Raw genomic sequence first — 19,628 nt, 5'->3', positions numbered from 1 at the left:
CTTAGGTTGTGGAGTTCGGTGTGCTCTCTTGGGGCGACTCCGTCGACAGGTTCGGCTGGAGTTCTGGCATAGCTCGTTTTAGAGCGGCCAACTCGTCCCGGTGCCCGATAATTGTAGCCAGACTTCCCTCGGCACTGTGCCTGGGGGAAGTTTTTTCCTCTTCGCTTACAGTCACGAGGACTTGCTCTCGCCGATTCGCCTGTTGCCAGTAGAAGGCTCCGGCTAAGGGAGAGAGGAACACCAAGGCAATAATGCCTTGAGATAGGCTCGGGATAAGTGTGGCTAAAACCAAGGCTACGCAGAGAAAGCCAATGGCTGCCAAAAAACTTAGGAAAATAGCCAGGAACCAACTGGCCCGCACCTCTCCTTCAAAGGTGACTCGGTTCTCTTGAGGGTCAAACCCGACGACTCGGTAGCTGCGCCCACATAAGTAGTCTTTTAACTGACGTGAGAGCCATTCTGGGGGGCGATCGCATTCTAGAGACAGGACTTCCGTACGGTCTTTCACCGAGGCACGAATAAAGAAGAATAGCCCAACGGCCATCAAAAGGGTGGGAACGGCGATCGAGTTTAAGGAAACAGTATCCATTGAGGCTCACCTAGACTTTACATAATTTTACAATCTGATGGCTCTCCCTGCCAGTTGAAGTGACCTATCGAGTTTGGGGTACAGAGGACATAGAATACAATGTAGGGTAAGGGTCTTCGTTTCGACTCCCGATTGTCGGGAGGGGCCAGTATCCAACTGACCCTAAAGACCACCTAGTCCATCCACCCTGGTCACTGACTATGGCATTCTAGGGGGCAATTCTGAACCACTCACCTGCATAACACCCATGGAGTTATCCGCCATGTCAACTCCCATTATCCTAGTCCAACCGACCTTAGCCCAAGCTCCCCCCGAACCGGGAGCGGCTGACGGTTCCTCTCCTCCCATTCTTTGGATGGGTGTTTCGGGGTTGCTGTTGGTGAGTACCATCGCCGCCGGGGTTGCCTATAACGTTACAAAGGACAAACTCGGGAAAAAACTGCGCACCGAGGAATTCAAAAACCGGGAACTTCACAAAAAATATAAGCGGGCCATCGATACCATCAGCAAGATGGAACGCAACCCCGACCTGATCCACTCCCGAGAGTTTAACTTGGACTATCTGCGGATGCGGATGGAAGAAGAAACCTTCCACTTTGGCATTGTCAACCAAATTAAGGTCAAGGTTAAGAGTAAAATCTCTGTGGCGCTGCGTCCGAGTGCTGAAAACCGAGGCACAGGGCGACAGGTGAACGAAACCTTTGATGTGGAATATGAAACCGGTAGCGGTGCCAACATCAAAAAACGGGTCTTGTTCCGGATTCAGATTAAACTGACGAAACTCCCGACCCAACCCACCAGTGCCACCATCAGCCAAATTATTGACTGTATTGAGACCTATCTTAGCCCTGCTGGCGATAACGACACGTGGCAGCCAGCGTTACAGGGTCGTGTGGCCTATATTCATTGGGATCAGACTGCGAAACCCACTCCCCTGTTAGTGCTTGAACAGAGTAACGAGGGAGTTAATGTCACCTTCCGCACCACCCGCAGTAACGCGGCAGGTAGTCCCCCGAGCACTTCCGCACCCCGTACTGGCTCATCGGCAGCGAAGCCAACGGCCCGGACTCGTCCCACAACCACAGGCCCCAAAACATCTCGTCCCAGCAGCCGTCCAACGACCACTCGTCCCACCACCACACGACCCAACCGAGGTAGTAGTTCTGGGTCTTCTAAAACTCGTCGCTCAAGCCGTAGCACCCGGCCATCTTAGGAGGACCAGACTGGGCAAGGGAGAATCCCCTGCCCAGAGGGTTAAGTCCAGGAGAGATAGGGAAGTTCCCGGGCGCGATCGCGCACTGCATTAATTTGTGTCGCCAACTGGCCACAACTATCCCAGAGTCCATCCCGGAAACTTTGACGGGCCCCCTCAGGCATGGAGACCTTAAGGGTCAGACCGTCACTTCCCCGGACTTCCATGGCATCTAAGTCCAAGGTTAGGGTTAATTGGGGATTATTGGCGATCGCCGTTTGCAGAGATTTAACATCTTCGCTCGACGCGGTCACACAGGGAACTCCCATGGCGACACAGTTACCGAAGAAGATTTCCGCGAAACTTTCCCCTACTAGGGCTTGAATCCCCCAGCGATTGATGGCTTGGGGGGCGTGTTCGCGGCTTGAACCACAGCCAAAGTTGGCATTGACCACTAGAAGACTGGCTCCCTGATAGACCGCTTGGTCAAAGGGATGTTGTCCGGTCATCTGACGGCGATCGTCTTCAAAGGCATGATCACCTAATCCGTCAAAGGTAACGCACCGTAGGAAACGAGCGGGAATAATGCGATCGGTGTCGATGTCATCACCGGTTAAGGGAATTCCGCGTCCAGAAATTTGTTTAACTTGAGTCATGGTTTAGGAAAGAGGCAAGAGGCAAGAGGCAAAAGGCAAGAGGCAAGAGGCAAAAGGCAAAAGGCAAAAGATGGTAGGATGCGTCCCGGCATCAGTAGGGGTTTTGACCTAAGCCTATCGACTCAAACTTGCCGGAACGCATCATTTGGGCAAGAGGAAGAACCCACCCCTGACCCCTCCTGGGAGGGGAGAACCCACCCCTGACCCCTCCCAGGAGGGGAGAACCCACCCCTGACCCCTCCCAGGAGGGGAGAGATTGGGTCGTGTTATGGTCGCCTGGGGTGATAGGGGATCACCTTAGTCAATCCAGTTGCGGACATCGGCCACTGTGCCGTGGATGGCGGCGGCGACGACCATGGCTGGACTCATCAGGAGGGTGCGGCCGGAGGAGGAGCCTTGACGACCTTTGAAGTTGCGGTTGGAGGAGGAGGCGCTGATCTGATCTCCCTCTAACTTGTCGGGGTTCATGGCTAAACACATGGAACAGCCGGCATTGCGCCATTCAAACCCTGCCTCGGTGAAGACTTTATCTAAGCCCTCAGCTTCCGCTTGGCGTTTGACTTCCTCAGAACCGGGAACCACAAAGGCTTTAATGCCATTGGCCACTTTGCGACCTTGGGCGAACTTGGCGGCTTCCCGGAGGTCACTGAGACGGCCATTGGTGCAACTGCCGATGAAGCAAACATCTACCTTGGTTCCTTGGATAGGTTTGCCGGGGGAGAGCTGCATATAGTGATAGGCTTCTTCAGCGATCGCACGATCGCTCTGAGGCAGACTCTCGGGGGTGGGGATGGCTTCATCAACGCCGATGCCTTGGCCGGGGGTGATGCCCCAGGTAATGGTGGGGGGAATCTCCTCCGCTTGGAAGACGACCACATCATCATACTCAGCATCGGCGTCACTGCGCATACTATCCCACCAAGCCACCGCATCCTGCCATTGCTCGCCTTTGGGGGCAAACTCTCGGCCCTGGATATAGTCATAGGTGGTCTGGTCGGGGTTGATATAGCCGCAGCGCGCGCCCCCTTCGATGGACATATTGCAAACGGTCATCCGCTCTTCCATCGTCATCTGCTCAAAGGTCGTCCCGGCATATTCATAGGCGTAGCCCACCCCCCCTTTGACGCCGAGTTTGCGGATGATGTGGAGAATGACATCTTTGGCATAGACCCCAGGACGCAGTTGGCCATTAACTTCGATGCGACGCACCTTGAGTTTGTTCATGGCCAGGGTTTGCGAGGCTAAGACATCGCGAACTTGGCTGGTGCCAATGCCAAAGGCGATCGCCCCAAACGCGCCATGAGTGGAGGTGTGACTATCCCCGCAGGCGATGGTCATTCCCGGCTGAGTGAGTCCTTGTTCGGGAGCGATGACATGGACAATTCCCTGACGACCGGAGCCGACATTGTTGAAGCGAATGCCATATTGCTTACAGTTGTCCTCAAGGGCTTGAATCATCTCTTCCGCGAGGACATCGCTAAAGGGACGGGCCTGGTTCTCGGTGGGGACGATGTGATCCACCGTGGCTAGAGTCCGTTCGGGAAAGGGGACGGTTAAATCCCGTTCCCGCAACATGGCAAACGCTTGGGGGCTGGTGACTTCGTGAATCAGATGCAGCCCGATAAATAATTGTGTTTGTCCTGACGGCAACGTCCCGACACGGTGCGTTTGCCAGACTTTATCGAATAGTGTTCCCTTACTCATTACGGGCAGCGTTTTTGTGTTAGGCGTAGTCTTTGATTTTATCGCAAATCCTGGCCGAATTGATGGCAAAAACTCCCCCGACTGGTGAGCAGAAACAGGGGAGAATTGTTGAGTCAGAGGCCGCAGGTCGGTCTGACGGCTTTAGAGGTCTGGGGCGGCGAGGGTGCTGGCCAGGGTGGGAGCCTCAGTTGTCGCCGATTGCAAGACGGGGGACTTGATCACCGCGTCATTGGCCAAGGTGAAGAGGGGATTAGAGAGAATCCCAGCGACCGAGGTGAAAATTAAGGCCACCACTAAGCCCACTTGGAGCGGTCGCATTCCCGGCAAATTCCAACGAATCTCGGGATAATCCCGCACCACATCGGACATTTCTTGAGGTTCTTTCACCACCATCATCTTGACAACGCGAATGTAGTAGTAAATGGAGACGACACTGGTGACTAATCCGAGCAAGACCAGTCCATAAAGTCCCGCTTGCCAACCGGCCCAGAAGAGATAGATTTTGCCAAAGAAACCCGCTAAGGGGGGAATCCCACCGAGGGACAAGAGACAGATGCTTAAGCCCAAGGTGAGGAGGGGATCTTTCTGATAGAGTCCGGCATATTCACTAATGCGATCAGTTCCCGTGCGTAACGAGAAGAGAATCACACAGGTGAAGGCGCCCAGGTTCATAAACAGGTACACCATGAGATAGAACATCATGCTGGCATACCCGGCATCGGTTCCCGCCAGGAGTCCAATGGTGACGAATCCCGCTTGGGCGATGGAGGAGTAGGCCAACATGCGTTTCATGCTGGTTTGGGCCAGGGCCACCACATTTCCTAAGACCATACTGAGGATGGCCAGGGCGGTAAAGACGAAATGCCACTGCTCCGTCATGGAGCCAAAGGCGGTTACCAGTAGGCGAATGGCGATCGCAAATCCGGCGGCTTTGGAGCCAACGGAGAGGAAGGCCACCACGGGAGTGGGAGAGCCTTCATAGACATCGGGGGTCCATTGGTGGAAGGGAACGGCCGAAATTTTGAAGGCGATACCCGTAATGGTGAAGACAAGGGCGATCGCCAAACCAATGGCTTGAGAGTCGGGGCTATTGGCAATGGTGACGGCAATTTCATCCAATTGGGTTTGTCCCCCGGAGAGTCCGTAGAGGAGGGAAATCCCATAGAGGAAGACGGCGGAACTCGAAGCCCCAATCAACAGATATTTTAAGGCAGCTTCATTGGAGCGGGTATCTCGTTTCATGTACCCGGTCAGCAGGTACGAGGAGATACTGAGGGTTTCTAGGGCGACAAACACGGTGACCAGTTCATTGGCCCCAGCCAGAAACATCCCGCCAAGGGTGGCGGTCATCAAAATGGCGATAAACTCCGCTAGGGACGTTCCACTTTGCTCGACGTAGCGGACGGACATCAACACTGTGACCGCTGTGGAGAGAGCAATCACGCCCCGAAAAACTAAACTGAGGGGGTCACTGTTGAAGCCCCCTAAAAAGCCCAGGGGAGTGGGGTTATCCCATTGCAGAGCCAGAGCAGCCACAGCAGCTAACAGCCCGATAATCGCCACATAGGGAGTCCATTTGGCGGATTTGCGGCCGCTGATGAGATCGACAATGAGGACGAGCAGGAGGGTTGTCAGAACGATGCCCTCTGGCAAAATCGTCTCAGCATTGAGCTGAGAGGCAAGGTTGGCAACATCCATAGACGTTTTAAGATTAAGGTTTATTAACAGTATCGTCCCACACTGACTCAAATGTTAACAGTCTGGGAGTTTTTAGGGGGGTCTCTAGGTTGGCAAGCCAGACCCGGTCACTTTATCATCCAGAGAGACTCCCGGTTGATTGTATCTCAGGGAACCCCGAACAGGGAATGGAGTTTTGGGGCGATCGCCCGATGGACAAGCTCCCATGGGGGCCGTAATCCATGCCAAGATAGCTAACGTATCCCCGAGCATTTTGATGGACAAGCCCCATGGACTGGACGATTCCCCTGCATCGGCAACAATTGGATTTTATGAGACGTATGCAAGAACGCTCGTCAAGTCCAGGTTCCTCGTTACTCTTGAATCATGGTCATCCTGGGGTTTGGTCAGAACAGGTGACCATCTCGGGCGATCGCCTCAGTCAGATTCGGGCCCAATGCCGTCAACGCATCCTTCACTCGGATCCGACCCAACCCGTCAGCGAGTTGTGGCAACAGTATTTACTGGAAGCACTGGCAGATGCAGCCGCCAGCCTCGTTTGGTCACAGCAACTGGTTCCCATTGAGGAGACCCCCAATTCCTTTTACTGGCGTGAGTCGGGGTCAGACGCCTACGGGTGGACCCCACGAGTGCAGGTGCTAGCCCTGTCCGGGCCGCCCACCTCCGACTTAATCTATCCTCAGGAGGTCAAGGGCAGTGATATTTTGCTTTGGGTGGCCGTGGAAGAGTCTCTCGACGATGCCTATCAAGACTATCACCCGATTATTTTAGGATTCCTGCCCAGCGATCGCCTGCCCCGTCAGCGTCCATTCAGCTCAGACCATCTCTGCTATGGAGGGGGGTTAGAAGGCTATATCCAACTGGCCCGACCCCCATTATCTCAATCCTCAAACTGTTGGCTCCCTCCCCTGATGGCGGGGGCCAATTATGCCTATCCCCTCGCTATTGCGGCCGATGGCAAAACCCTCGCCAGTACCAGCTATGATGGCCGCGTCCGACTCTGGCGTTTCCAGGAGAGTCAACTGCAAGAGGTTCTAAGGGGACGGAGTTGGTCAACCACGCCCTCCAACTTAAATGCGGAAGGGCAAACCCTATCCACCCGGGATACCGATAGTATTTATCGCACCTGCCAGGCTGAAAATGGTCAACTTCTGCGATCGCTCCCGGGCCTAGCCAGCGGTGTCACGGCGATGTTGTTAGATACCTCGGGGAAATGGCTGATCTGTGGAGGACAAGAAGGGACTATTGAGGTTTGGCAAGTTGAGACTGGGAAGAAACAGCAGTCGTTTAAGGCCCATGAGGGAGCCATTCGTTTTTTAGCCATCTCCACCACCGGGAACGCCTTTGCTAGCACCGGGACCGATCGCCGACTCCGGGTGTGGCAATGGCAAGACGAGCAGGCCAGCCTCATTTTCTCCCAAATGCGTGAGGGCATCTCTAGCATTACCCTATCCCCTGACGGGTCTCAGGTCGGCTGTGGGCTGCAAAATGGACAGGTGGAGGTTTGGCAGGTGGCCAATGGAGACCGCTGCTATCATCTCCAGGCCCATTCCGGACCGGTGCGATCGCTGGCCATCAGCGACGAGGGTACTTCCCTCGCGAGCAGTAGCCTAGAACGAACCTTAAAAGTTTGGAAAACCGACACCGGAGAGTTAGAAGGATTACGCACAGGACAAACAGACCCTCTCATCTCCTTGTCATCCCATGGGGATGGTTCTTGGATCGAGTTAAATCTCTTTCAAGGGGATCCCCCCAACTGGACGACCTGTCAATCAGACCAAAGATAGAGCCGCTGAAAAGCCCTTAGAATCTATAATTGGAAGATGAAGCCCACCATGTTCAGCGAATGACCAGCCAGGAGACTCTTAACGACTTGCCCATCACCGCAATCCGAGTTTTGATTTCTGGGCGAGTTCAAGGGGTTGGCTTTCGCTATTCGACACAAGAGAAAGCCCGGGAACTTGGCCTGAATGGGTGGGTTCGCAACCGTCGTAATGGTTCCGTTGAAGCAGTCTTTGAAGGGTCGCCGACCCTGGTGCAGACGGTCGTCGCCTGGTGTCATCATGGCCCACCGACCGCCGAGGTGACCCATGTGGAAACGTTCCGGGAAGCGACCCAAGACTTATTCCAGTTTGATATTCGGCCGACAACCTAAAGGTGACTCGCCCCAGCAGCAGGACAGTCCCATCGAGTTCTCTCCAGACCTGAGGTGACCTGAAGCCAGGGAGGAAATCTGACATTTTAAAATCTGTCAACCCCCCACTGTGCGACTTTTAAATCTTCCATTAGGCTAGAAGAAGAGGTGAGAGCAGCGGTCTATGCTATGACCTCACCCCTGGCCCAGATTCACCTGTCATCCCTGTTCTTCTACCGTCCTTACCGCTCATGGCTTCCCTTGCGCGTAAAAATCTCCTTGAAGATATTCCTCGTTTCCTGATTGCTCAGGCGGGAATCGTCTTTGCCGTCACGCTTGTGACTGTGCAGATGGGGATTTTTCGCGGCTTTCTCAAATCGACAGCCTTAATTCCCGAGGAGTCTCGGGCCGATATTTGGGTCTCCTCAGAGGAGATGGTCTATTTCGAGTTAACCCCATCCCTTCCCGTTGAACTGCTCTTTCAGGCTCGGGAGGTCGAGGGAGTGGCCTTAGCTGAACCCCTCCTTTTACCCCCAGGACAATGGAACGGACCGGGGGGAACGATTGCTCCCTTACGTTTGATTGGCTTTGATCCCGGGGGAGAACTCTTTACCCCTTGGAATATCAGTCAAGGGAGTCTCGCGCAACTGCAAACTCCCTACACGGTTATTGTGGATGATTCCCAGCTAGACGCTTTGAATTTAGAGGGGATCGGCGATCGGGGGACGATCAACTCGTTGCCCGCTGAGCTGGTGGGGATCACCGAGGGAACTCAATCGATCGCCTCTAGCGTATTTGTTTTTACATCCCTGGAAACCGCCAACACCTATGCTACTACTGGAATCGGCACGTCGGTGAACTGTCAGGTTGATGGAGATGGCAACATGGCCTGTACCAATACCTATCAGCGGGAACCGAGAACCTCTACTGAACCCATTGACTCACCTCCGACTCCTTCACCCTTACGGCGTTCCGATGCCCTAACCCATATTCTCATTCGGGCTGAGGCGGGTGAAGATCTACAGGTGTTAAAAGAACGGCTCGATGAGGCTCTCCCCGGGACTCAAGCCCTCACCCGTCAGGAACTGGCTCAACGCACCCGCGACTACTGGCAGAACCGTACTGGGATCGGCTTTGTGTTAGGCTTTGGAGCTGCCCTGGGGGTTGTGGTGGGAATTGCCATTGTTGGGCAAATTCTCTATTCCTCGGTCTCTGATCGCCTGAAGGAGTTTGGCACGTTGAAGGCTATGGGAGCTTCGGACTGGGTTCTCTACCGAGTCATTATCGAACAGGCTCTCTGGATGGCGGTGTTGGGCTATCTGCCGGGGATGGCTCTGTGTCTGGGGTTATCCCAATGGGTGAGTTCCAGTATGGGCATCATCATCTTGATTACCCCGGGATCGGCGGCAGGCATTTTCCTGCTGACGACAGCGATGTGTGTTGGATCTGGCTTTTTTGCGATTCAGAAGGTGACTCGGGTGGATCCAGCCATTGTTTTTAAAGCTTAGACAAAATTTTGGCGGGATCGCTTGAAATATCTAGAAAATCGTTTAATGATGAAGCTACTTTTCTGGGTTCCGCTTTTTGACATCCCTTAATCAACTCGGGGATGGCTCACACCGCAACTTATATTTCGCCTAGAAGCTTGTATTTATGATTGTCTCCCCTTTTAAACTCCCGGTGTCTACTCAGCGCCCGACTCAGGATCCCTGTCCGAGATCCCCTTTGGTCAACCCGTTGTCCGAAGGACGGATGGCGATCGCCGCAACGGGCGTGGAAATGTCATACCTTGCGGGTCAGAAGCGGATTCAGATTCTCAAACAGGTGGATCTCACGATTGAGCGGGGTCAGGTGCAACTGCTCATGGGACCGTCCGGTTCGGGGAAAACAACCCTTCTGTCGATTCTAGCTGGACTGTTGGCGCCGACGGCGGGGTCGGTGTGTCTGCTGGGAGAGGATATTACTCGTATGTCTCGGCAACACTTGTCTCAGTTTCGTTTAAACCGCTTGGGCTTTATCTTTCAAGGCTTTAATCTCTTCCCGGCTCTGACGGCGGCGGAAAATGTGGAGGTGGCTCTGAATCTCCAGGGGATTCGTGGACGTCAGGCTCGCCAGTCGGCTCAGGAGATGCTGGAACGGGTCGGTTTGGGGGATAAGGGTCAAAATCGCCCTCGGGACTTGTCTGGGGGGCAAAAACAACGGGTGGCGATCGCTCGGGCGTTGGTGACGCAACCGGAAATTGTCATGGCGGATGAACCGACGGCGGCGTTGGATTCTAAGAGCGGTCATGCGGTGATGGAGTTGTTGCGTCGTTTGGCGATCGATGATGATGTGACGGTGTTAATGGTGACTCATGATCCTCGGATTCTCGATGTGGCGGATTCGGTGACCTATTTGGAGGATGGGGAGATTCGGGAGAAGTAGGGGGAAGAAGGCAAAAGGCAATAGGCAAAAGGCAATAGGGGGAGGAAGGCAAAAGGCAAAAGGGGGAGGAAGGCAAAAGGCAATAGGCAATAGGCAATAGGGGGAAGAAGGCAGTAGGGGGGGAACCCGAGGATAGGTGTGTTGGCCGATTCTCGGGTTTTGCTGGTGTTAGGGGTTGGCTAGGATGCAGCCGGAACGGGGGGGGAGTTCAAAGGAGATGGTGGTTCCTTGACTGGTTAGGCTTTGGGCGGTGGTGCGATCGCCATATTTTAATTCTAGGGTTTTGGGATTGGGGCATAGGGGGTCTAGGGTGAGCTGTTCGGGCTGTTCTCCGGCGTTGATGGCGATGATGACATCTTCGGCGTCGGTGAGGGTCCGTAGGAAGGCGTAGAGGCTATCCTGGGCCAGTAAAATCTCGTAGTTGCCGGTTCTTAGGGCGGGGTAGTGATGGCGCAGGGCGATGAGGTCTTGATACATTTTATGGAGATCTCGGTTCCATTCGGAGGGTTCGGGGAAGGTTTTACGACAGTCGGGATCGTGACCGCCATTGAGACCCACTTCGTCGCCGTAGTAGATGCAGGGAGCGCCGGGAAAGGTCATTTTGAGTAAGGCGGCGAGTTTGAGGCTGGGGAGATCTTCGCTGGCAAGGGTGACCATGCGCGGGGTGTCGTGACTGTCGAGTAGGTTCAGTTGGGCCAGTTGGATCTCCCAGGGGTAGAGGTTGAGTAGTTCCAGAATTTTTTGCCCGTATTCTTCGGCGTTGAGGGCGGGGTAGGGGTCATAATCATGAAACTCGACCAGTTCTCGGATGACGCGATCGCCGGCGACATAGGCGATGGTGGGACCGGTAAATTCGTAGTTCATCACGGCGTCAAATTGGCGTCCGTCGAGCCATTGGGCGGCATCTTTCCAGACTTCTCCCACGATATAGGCCTCGGGGTTGAGGGCCTTGATGCGATCGCGAAATTCAACCCAGAAACCGGGGGTTTTGACTTCAAAGGGAACGTCTAAGCGCCAACCGTCGATGCCTTGGCGAATCCAATGTTCTCCCACTTGCATGATATATTCCCGCACTTCGGGGTTATCGTGGTTGAATTGGGGCAGGGCGCGGTTGCCGACCCAACTGACGTAATTGGCTGGGCGATCGCCGTCATAGGCGCTGAGGGGCCATTTTTCGATGCGGAACCAATCGAGCCAGGGGGAGTGGGGGCCGTTTTCTAGGATATCGTTGAAGAAGTAGAAGCCCCGACTGGCATGGTTGAAGACGCCATCGATGACCACTTTAATCTCTCGGGCATGGGCGCGATCGAGGAGGGCCGCGAAGGCCTCGTTTCCCCCGAGGATGGGGTCAATTTGATAGTAGTCGTGGGTATGGTAGCGGTGATTACAGGCGGATTGAAAGATGGGGGTTAGGTAAATGGCTGTGATTCCTAAGTCTTGCAGATAGTCTAGTTTTTCAATGACCCCCCAGAGGTTACCGCCTTTATACCCTTGGGGCGTGGGAGGGGACGTCCAGGGTTCAAACTCAGTCGCTGTTGGGATGTAGCAACCCGAGGGGGGATCGGCTTTAGCGAAGCGATCGGGAAAGATTTGATAGAATACGGCGTGCTTAACCCAATCTGGGGTTTGTACTTTCATGAGTTTTTTGTACGATCTGCTAGGGCCATCTTACCGGTCTGTTTTCTCTCGTCCCATGTTTAGGTCCCTCTCAGGGCGATCGCTGGCCGGAATTGCGGCGATTCTGGTGAGTTGTGTCATCGCAGTCATGACGCTCTCCCCCACGGCACTGGCTGAGGGGATAGACCCCCCCTTATTGACTGAGGCAATGTTACAGCAACGGTTGGAGAGGGTGAAACTCGATCAGGGCCAGCCGGTGATTGATTTAAGCCAGGTCACCATTGATTTACGAGGGAGTTCTTTGGGGGAAACAGGAAAACCCTTTGCTGATTCGTTTTATCGGCAGTTACGCCCCTATCTCAACCGTCCCTCGTTCCCACCCCAGTTAGATTTAACAGGGTCACAGATTCGCGGCCGGTTTAGGATCCAACCTTTGAGTCTGAATGTGCCTTTATATGGACAACAGTTATCCTTGCTGTTATCGGAAAATGAACGCAAGCAACTGGAGCGCGATCGCCGTCGCCGCTCCCAGTTACAGCAGTTATCAAGTAGCCTTATTCCCAATTCTCCAGAGAACTCTGGGTCTAATTTTCAAGTGCGCTTATTTCGAGGTAAACTTATATTAGATGGAACAGATTTCTTAGATGATGTTGATTGGAATAATACATTCTTTTTAGGGGGCATTGAAGGGCGAAGTACGGTATTTCGAGGGGAAGTGCAAGCGTCTGAATCTCGATTTAGTAAACAATTTAAGTTAACTCAAGTCAAGTTTTTGCGCCCGGTTGGTTTTCATAATAGTATTTTCTTTACTAATGTCAACTTAAATCGAGTTCAATTCCAAGGAGAACTTGACTTTACAGGGGCAACGTTTGAGTTAGGGGGAAACTTCCGTAACGGTCAATTTAAGAAACTTGCCAATTTTGCAGATAGTAAATTTCTAGAAACTGCTGATTTTTCTGAGACGATTTGGCGTAGTCGTGGTGATTTTTCTAAATCTAAGTTTATACAATCTCTCTATTTTACGGATTCTATGATTTTGGATAACTTAAGTTTTCGGGAAACACAATTTTTGAAGTCTGTTAATTTTCGAGAAGGTAGTTTTCAGAAAGTTCTAGATTTTAGTGATGCTCAGTTTAATTCAGAAGCCTATTTGAATATCTCAAATTTAACCTTTGACGCCAATGAGTCTCAGCTCATCGGTAATCCGGGTAAAATTGGACGAGTGTTATCAATTCCCACATTGCAAGGCAATGAAAATCTGTTGATTAACTTGGTGCGTAATTTTCGGGAATTAGAGCAAATTGAAGATGCCAATCAAGTTAATTATAAACGGATTATTTTGGTGCAACGGGATTTAGTGAAACGAGTATTTGCCAGTAACTTAAATACAGCATCTCGGGAGACATTGCGACAGATTGGTTTCTCTCAGGCTCAGATTGCCGAGATTTTACAGCATCGTCAGGAACAGGTATTTTCCAGCTTAAGTGAGATGTTAAGCTTGGAGACAGTCTCATTAAATACCTATACGCAGGTGCGCGATCGCTTGATTGCTGTGCCACCGATTACCTGGAAATTGCGGCTTTATTTGGCGTTAAAACTGGGGTTTATTACGTTACTGTTGGCGTTGAGTCGTTACGGAACCAGTTTTGCCTTAGTGTTTGGGGTGGGGGCGATCGCCATTGCCTATTTTGCTAGCCTCTTTTGGCTGATTGATCGCTATCGTCGCCTTCGGCCTCAACGGATTGTGCCAACTGTCTATGAAAGTCTATGTGTACTGGTGACAACGGGGCTTATTTTTATGATTGGGGTGATTGATATTATCCAGAGTTCTCCCCAGCCGGGGTTAACCTTGGCCTGTTTGGGGGTGGTGATGGGCCCAATTCCGGGACTGCTGACGCTGCGGATGTATCAGCAGGGACGCTATCATGATTTGATGGATGTGTCTTATTTTGTGGAGGATGGGGCGTTTCGGGAGTTGCGGTTGATGATTAGTCGCTTGCCGATTATGCCTCGCTTTCCCTTTTTTCGCGATCGCTTTGAACCGATTTTGTGCGATCGTCGTTGGGGTTGGTTGAATTATTATGATTTTAGTCTCAATAATTTACTGAAGTTCGGTTTTAATGATATTCGTTTGCGCGATCGGCAACTGCCGGGGTTGATTGCGGCCTTGGCTTGGTATCAGTGGGGGTTGGGGATTCTCTATATTAGTTTGTTGTTTTGGACGTTGTCGCGGACGATTCCGGGGTTGAATCTGTTTTTGTATTTTTGAGAACCCACCCCAAACCCCTCCCAAGAGGGGAGATAGGGTGGAGAACCACGGAGTCACAGAGGACACAGAGAAAGAGGGAGGAGGGGGGGAGGTGGGTGTGAGAGGATGGAGGGTGATTGGGAGTGAGGATTTAGGGAATGGAACGGGTTTTAGTTTGGCATCGTCATAATCTGCGGTTACACGATCGCCCGGATCTTCAGCGGGCCTTGGCGGCGGGGGGAGAGGTGATTCCCTTCTACTGTTTTGATTCTCGTGAGTTTGGTGAAACGGCCTTTGGGTTTCCTAAGACGGGGGCCTATCGGAGTCAGTTTTTGCGGGAAGCGGTGGCGGATTTGCGGCAAAATTTGCGGCGGCTGGGTAGTGATTTAGTGATTCGTCAGGGAAAACCGGAAGAGGTGATTCCGAAGTTGGTTCGGGAGTTGAGGATTGATTGGGTGATTTGTGAGGAGGAGGTGACGACGGAGGAACGGCGGGTAGAAGATGCGGTACAGATGCAACTGGGGGGAGTTCCCCTGAAGAAAGAATGGGGGATGACGCTGTATCACCCCAGTCAGCTACCGTTTTCCATTGCTGAACTTCCAGATGTGTTTACTCGTTTCCGCAAGGCCGTTGAGAAATCCGCTGAGGTGAGGCCGCCGCTTCCTCCTCTGAGGGAGATGTCACCCCTTCCGGAGGTGGCGGTGGGGGAACTTCCGACGTGGGAGGAGTTGGGGGTTGAACCACCGCTGCTGGATGAACGGGGGGTTTTGAGGTTTCGGGGGGGTGAGTCGGCGGGGTTGCAACGGTTGCAAGACTATGTCTGGAATCGGGATTGTCTGCAAAACTATAAGTTGACTCGGAATGGGATGTTGGGGGCGGATTATTCGTCTAAGTTTTCTCCCTGGTTGGCGTTGGGATGTCTGTCTCCTCGTTGGATTGCGGCGGAGGTTCAACGATATGAGGCGGAACGGGTGGCTAATGATTCGACGTATTGGCTACTGTTTGAGTTGTTGTGGCGGGATTATTTTCGCTTTGTGGCGGCTAAGGGGGGCGATCGCCTATTCTATCCCTCGGGTTTGCAGGGATTAACGATTGCTTGGAAACAGGATTGGCCCCGCTTTAAGTGTTGGTGTGAAGGGCGGACGGGATATCCGTTAGTGGATGCCAATATGCGGGAGTTGGCGGCGACGGGGTTTATGTCGAATCGTGGCCGGCAAAATGTGGCGAGTTTCTTGACGAAGAATTTAGGGATTGATTGGCGGATGGGGGCGGAATGGTTTGAGTCGTTGTTGATTGATTATGATGTTTGTAGTAATTGGGGCAATTGGAATTATACGGCGGGTGTGGGCAATGATGCCCGAGGTTTCCGCTATTTTAATATCCCTAAACAGTCGAAAGATTATGATCCAAAGGGAGAGTATGTGAAACATTGGTTGCCGGAGTTGGCGGGGGTTCCGCCCCATCGGATTCATGATATTTATCGTCTGAAGGCGGGGGAGTTACGCCAGTATGGGGTGAATCCGGGGGTTAGTTATCCTCAGCCGGTGGTGGATTTAGGCAAGTCGTTGGCGAAGAATCGAGCGATTTATGAGGGGGCAATGTAGAGGTTGATGAGATGGCGTGGACAGGAAAGCCGTAGGACAACGTATCTGAAGCTTACAATGGGGAATTACGCTAACTAGAATTAAGCTAAATGACGGCGAAAAAGAGATTCTATTGGATGTTGAAGGAACCCAACAGGACAAAGCAGCGGTTTTCTGAAGATATCGAGATGAGTAATAATTTACTCGAAGATTAAGACCCAGAATCAAGGCGATCGCGCCATTCTTGGTCTAATTTATCCGATTGTTCAAATTCTTGTTGCAAAACATCCTTTTCTGTGGTATAGGCAAGGTCGTCTGTGCCAATAGCCGTTTCTTGGGCAAACTGACGGGCATAATCCAGTTTGGGCCGCAACTGGGGTTCAAGGCGTTCAAACTCTAGGGCCCGTTCCTCCCGTTCAGCATTGCGCTGTTGAACCTTCTGATTGCGCCGTTTAATCCAGAAATAGCGCAGCAGGGGAACCGTTAAAAAGGCCACTCCATAGGCAATCAACAGCCAATAAATGGAATCCACAAAGGCCACCAAGCCACCCAACTCTGCTATAAGCTGTTCATCTTGTAAGAGAACCCCTAAAATTCCGCCGCCAATAATGTTAAGAGACCCCAAACCAATCGATAGGGAAATTTGACTGGAATCTGCTTGACTAAAGCTCCAAGGAGATTCTCTTAAATAGGTTTCCACCGGCCGGCGACGCTGTTGCTTAGCCGTCACCTGTAACTCAGGGAAGCGATAGACTAACTCTCCTTCTGGACTGACTTCTGGGGACCCATCAAACTTCGACAAGACCGCAATCATATAATCTTCCGTTTCCCGAGCAAACTGATTGCCCAAATCGTCCAAATAGGGGGCAATTTGTTCGGCGACCACAACTCCATTATGATTGCGAATCACCTGAGCGATATCTTTCCAGCGGCGTTCCTCCAAATCTGCATTAGGATTTCCATCCCCGAAGAGGAAGGAAAACACCGCTTCGAGGAAGTTCATCTCTGAACCACTTTGACCCTTCCTCGCCTTGCGTTGCCGACTGCGACGGGGATTGGGGTCATAAAACCAGAAGAGGTCGCCAATCCAGAAACGGGGAATAAAGAAAAAGCCGCCCCCCCCGCGACTGCTGCTGCGACTGCTACTGCTGTTGCTGTCCCGGTTGGAGTTGAGGGCGACGATAATAATCGTAATCGCCACAAAAATGAGAATAATCGAGATAATCAGCAGGGTTCCGAAGGAGATGCGGATGAGATAGAACAGAACATTCCAGACCTTCTCCCACCAAGCCTGAAACCGCAGACGCAGGAACTTCCCGCGCAAAATGTTGCGGAAGTTGCGGGGGAAGTCATAGACAATATCCCCCGTCTCAGCCACTTGTAGATGAGCATTGGCATCGGAGGCCAAGGCCAGGAGACCTTTCTGAGCCAGGTTAACATCGAGGCCGGCTTGACTGGCAACGTCGCCGACGGTGACACGGTAGTTAAGTCCTTCTACCGCTTCCATAATCTTGGGGTTGGGAGCCATTCTGTCCTACATGAACCACCTACTTCTCGTTATAACAGATTTAGCCGTGGCTCAGGGACATTTCCATCAGGGAGAAATTCTCGGGAAGGCGAGGGACTCTATGACCATTTCTAGCACTTCCACATCTTGGGGGGAGATTTCCTCTCCATAATCGCCAGCGGAGATGTGAACCAGATGCTCACCATCGGGATGGAACAGGGCGGCGTTGTAGGTGATCACGTTGGCGCGAAACCGTTGTATCCAAGTGATGGCCTCTTGTCCAGCGAGGCTAGTTTGCACAAAATCGCCGCTCTCATAGAGGGCTGAATCGAGGAAATCCCCAATCTGCTCTAAATGACTCGGGCGGGGTTTAATCTCAACCCGAATATCAGAGACTTGATGGCCTGCCCCCCTGGGACCATGTTCCATGGCACAGTCGAGAAAGGCAACATCTGTGGGATTCCGGATGATAATCCTTTCAACCTGAAGCTCATTCTCTTGAACAATCTGGTAATTACGAGGAATCTGGAAGCGGAGACTATGGCGGCGGAAGACAACATATCGAGATTCCTCAGAAGGGGCGACTGGGTTCTCGTTAGAACAGGGGCCTGAGGGAGGATTTGCCCTGACGGGAGCGCCAGCAAGGCAACAAAGTCCCAGGACAGCCGGTACAATTGTCGCGGTGAGCCAATGCCTTTTCATGGTGGAGAGTTTTAGGATATGACGAAACAACAGGTGGGACTGCTATTCGGCGGACGCTCTGGAGAACATGAGGTGTCGATTTCGTCCGCTCGGGCGATCGCCCAGGCTCTCCTCTCTGCCGACAATGCCAGTCGTTATACGCTCTATCCCTTTTATATCAGCAAGATTGGCCAATGGCACGGCCCTGAGGTAGCCCAAGGGGTTTTGGACTCAGGACAGCCTCTCAATGCTGAAGACGGGGATACGGTGAATCTCTGGTCCTTTCCCCCGGAAGCCTCCCAGATGACGGTATGGTTCCCGATTCTCCATGGCCCCAATGGGGAAGATGGGACAATTCAAGGCCTATTACAGTTAATGCAGGTTCCCTTTGTCGGTTCGGGGGTTCTGGGTTCGGCGGTGGGAATGGATAAGCTGGCCATGAAGTCAGCCTTTGCTCAGGCGGGACTTCCCCAGGTGGCCTATCGGGAGATTCGCCGTCATGAGATTTGGTCCAATCCCTGTGTCTTTCCTAAACTCTGTGATGAGATTGATGCGGTGTTGGGCTATCCTTGTTTCGTTAAACCTGCCAATTTAGGTTCCTCGGTGGGGATTTCTAAGGTGCGATCGCGCAGTGAGTTTGAAGCGGCCTTAGATAATGCCGCCAGTTACGATCGCCGCGTCATCGTCGAGGCCGCCGTCGCCAACGTGCGCGAAGTCGAATGTGCCGTCCTGGGAACCGACAACCCCCAGGTATCTGTTGTTGGTGAAATTCGCTTCGAGGGTGATTTTTACGACTATGAGACCAAATACACGGCGGGCCAGGCAGATTTATTGATTCCCGCACCCCTCCCCGATAAAATTGCCCGACAGATTCGTGAGTTGGCGGCCGAGGCCTTCACCGCTGTAGATGCGTCTGGCTTATCCCGGGTGGACTTCTTCTATCAGGAGGAGACGGGGGAGATTTTCCTCAATGAAATCAACACCCTCCCCGGCTTCACCGCCACCAGTATGTATCCCCAACTTTGGCAAGCGACGGGGATTGCCTTCCCCGACTTAGTGCATCAGCTCTTGCAGTTTGCCTTGGATCACGCCGATGGTTAAGGGAGAGTATTTAGAGTTTACCATTCGTCCTTGGACGGCGGGCGATCGCATCCCCGCCGGCCGTCTCATCGCCTCGGTTCTCCTGGAATACAATCTCCCCTGGGAACCGGCGGGGGCCGATCGCGATGTGGTGGAAGTGGAACGCTTCTACATCGAAACCGGAGGCGGCTTCTGGGTGGTGCAACAGGGGGAGACGCTGGTGGGAACGGCTGGATTTTATCCGGTGTCGAGGGGCGATCGCGCCGTGGAACTCCGTAAAATGTATCTCAGTCCCTCAGTGCGAGGTTGCGGCTTAGGAACGTTTTTACTGCAAGAATTGGAAGCAGAAATCCAAAAACGAGGCTTTCAAACCATCTGGGTTGAAACCGCCAGCGTTCTCCAGGAGGCCGTCCACTTTTACGAACACCACCACTATCTCCCCAGCACTGGCGTCGAGACGGCCCGGTGCGATCGCATCTACTGCAAAACCCTCCCCGCCACCTAACAAACCCCCA

The 19,628-nt window shown here is 52.8% G+C and carries 16 protein-coding genes; 9 read left to right on the top strand and 7 right to left on the bottom strand.

Annotation, left to right across the window (positions count from 1 at the left end):
• Position 1: 1 nt before the first annotated feature.
• On the bottom strand, positions 2–589 hold the full coding sequence (locus NEA10_RS07255) for a cofactor assembly of complex C subunit B (RefSeq protein WP_252664660.1): 588 nt from the start codon (positions 587–589) through the stop codon (positions 2–4).
• Positions 590–851: 262 nt separating this feature from the next.
• On the opposite strand from NEA10_RS07255, the gene NEA10_RS07250 reads away from it, so the two are divergent.
• Complete coding sequence (locus NEA10_RS07250) at positions 852–1,802, top strand: hypothetical protein (protein ID WP_252664659.1); 951 nt, start codon at positions 852–854, stop codon at positions 1,800–1,802.
• 41 nt (positions 1,803–1,843) lie between these two features.
• On the opposite strand, the gene leuD is transcribed toward NEA10_RS07250, so the two are convergent.
• From leuD to NEA10_RS07235, 3 genes are all read right to left on the bottom strand, one after another.
• Positions 1,844–2,437, bottom strand: a complete 594-nt coding sequence (gene leuD, locus NEA10_RS07245) for a 3-isopropylmalate dehydratase small subunit (protein ID WP_252664658.1) — start codon at positions 2,435–2,437, stop codon at positions 1,844–1,846.
• 297 nt (positions 2,438–2,734) lie between these two features.
• Complete coding sequence (leuC, locus tag NEA10_RS07240) at positions 2,735–4,141, bottom strand: 3-isopropylmalate dehydratase large subunit (RefSeq protein WP_252664657.1); 1,407 nt, start codon at positions 4,139–4,141, stop codon at positions 2,735–2,737.
• A gap of 141 nt (positions 4,142–4,282) precedes the next feature.
• A complete protein-coding gene (locus NEA10_RS07235; RefSeq protein WP_252664656.1) occupies positions 4,283–5,839 on the bottom strand; it encodes an NAD(P)H-quinone oxidoreductase subunit N in 1,557 nt (518 codons plus the stop codon).
• Between the two features lie 269 nt (positions 5,840–6,108).
• Between NEA10_RS07235 and NEA10_RS07230 the strand changes: the two genes are divergently transcribed.
• The 4 genes from NEA10_RS07230 to NEA10_RS07215 all read left to right on the top strand — a co-directional run bounded on the left by NEA10_RS07230 (position 6,109) and on the right by NEA10_RS07215 (position 10,397).
• Complete coding sequence (locus NEA10_RS07230) at positions 6,109–7,626, top strand: WD40 repeat domain-containing protein (RefSeq protein ID WP_252664655.1); 1,518 nt, start codon at positions 6,109–6,111, stop codon at positions 7,624–7,626.
• A 29-nt stretch (positions 7,627–7,655) separates the two neighbouring features.
• Positions 7,656–7,994 carry an acylphosphatase gene (locus NEA10_RS07225; RefSeq protein ID WP_309494778.1) on the top strand — a complete coding sequence of 113 codons (339 nt, stop codon included), beginning with the start codon at positions 7,656–7,658 and terminating at the stop codon, positions 7,992–7,994.
• A 230-nt stretch (positions 7,995–8,224) separates the two neighbouring features.
• The gene (locus NEA10_RS07220; RefSeq protein WP_252664654.1) at positions 8,225–9,481 is read left to right on the top strand and encodes an FtsX-like permease family protein; all 1,257 of its coding nucleotides are present in this window, start codon (positions 8,225–8,227) and stop codon (positions 9,479–9,481) included.
• 244 nt (positions 9,482–9,725) lie between these two features.
• The gene (locus tag NEA10_RS07215; protein WP_252665310.1) at positions 9,726–10,397 is read left to right on the top strand and encodes an ABC transporter ATP-binding protein; all 672 of its coding nucleotides are present in this window, start codon (positions 9,726–9,728) and stop codon (positions 10,395–10,397) included.
• A gap of 168 nt (positions 10,398–10,565) precedes the next feature.
• On the opposite strand, the gene NEA10_RS07210 is transcribed toward NEA10_RS07215, so the two are convergent.
• Complete coding sequence (locus tag NEA10_RS07210; protein WP_252664653.1) at positions 10,566–12,035, bottom strand: glycoside hydrolase family 13 protein; 1,470 nt, start codon at positions 12,033–12,035, stop codon at positions 10,566–10,568.
• Between the two features lie 55 nt (positions 12,036–12,090).
• On the opposite strand from NEA10_RS07210, the gene NEA10_RS07205 reads away from it, so the two are divergent.
• Complete coding sequence (locus NEA10_RS07205; protein ID WP_252664652.1) at positions 12,091–14,283, top strand: pentapeptide repeat-containing protein; 2,193 nt, start codon at positions 12,091–12,093, stop codon at positions 14,281–14,283.
• A 137-nt stretch (positions 14,284–14,420) separates the two neighbouring features.
• On the top strand, positions 14,421–15,866 hold the full coding sequence (locus tag NEA10_RS07200) for a DASH family cryptochrome (protein WP_252664651.1): 1,446 nt from the start codon (positions 14,421–14,423) through the stop codon (positions 15,864–15,866).
• A gap of 190 nt (positions 15,867–16,056) precedes the next feature.
• Here the strand turns inward: NEA10_RS07200 and NEA10_RS07195 are convergent, their stop codons facing one another.
• Together NEA10_RS07195 and NEA10_RS07190 are read right to left on the bottom strand one after the other, a co-directional pair.
• A complete protein-coding gene (locus NEA10_RS07195; RefSeq protein WP_252664650.1) occupies positions 16,057–17,373 on the bottom strand; it encodes a hypothetical protein in 1,317 nt (438 codons plus the stop codon).
• 66 nt (positions 17,374–17,439) lie between these two features.
• Positions 17,440–18,054: a hypothetical protein gene (locus NEA10_RS07190; protein WP_252664649.1), complete on the bottom strand. Its 615-nt coding sequence runs from the start codon at positions 18,052–18,054 to the stop codon at positions 17,440–17,442.
• A gap of 18 nt (positions 18,055–18,072) precedes the next feature.
• Between NEA10_RS07190 and NEA10_RS07185 the strand changes: the two genes are divergently transcribed.
• Together NEA10_RS07185 and NEA10_RS07180 are read left to right on the top strand one after the other, a co-directional pair.
• Positions 18,073–19,134, top strand: a complete 1,062-nt coding sequence (locus NEA10_RS07185; RefSeq protein ID WP_252664648.1) for a D-alanine--D-alanine ligase family protein — start codon at positions 18,073–18,075, stop codon at positions 19,132–19,134.
• The gene (locus NEA10_RS07180) at positions 19,127–19,618 is read left to right on the top strand and encodes a GNAT family N-acetyltransferase (RefSeq protein WP_252664647.1); all 492 of its coding nucleotides are present in this window, start codon (positions 19,127–19,129) and stop codon (positions 19,616–19,618) included. Before NEA10_RS07185 ends, NEA10_RS07180 begins: the two co-directional genes overlap by 8 nt.
• Positions 19,619–19,628: the final 10 nt, after the last annotated feature.

Origin of the sequence: Phormidium yuhuli AB48, from assembly GCF_023983615.1 — a bacterium.
GTDB classification, from domain to species: domain Bacteria; phylum Cyanobacteriota; class Cyanobacteriia; order Cyanobacteriales; family Geitlerinemataceae; genus Sodalinema; species Sodalinema yuhuli.
Note: the sequence above shows the minus strand (reverse complement) of the source record. Positions and strands in the feature narration are given on the sequence as shown.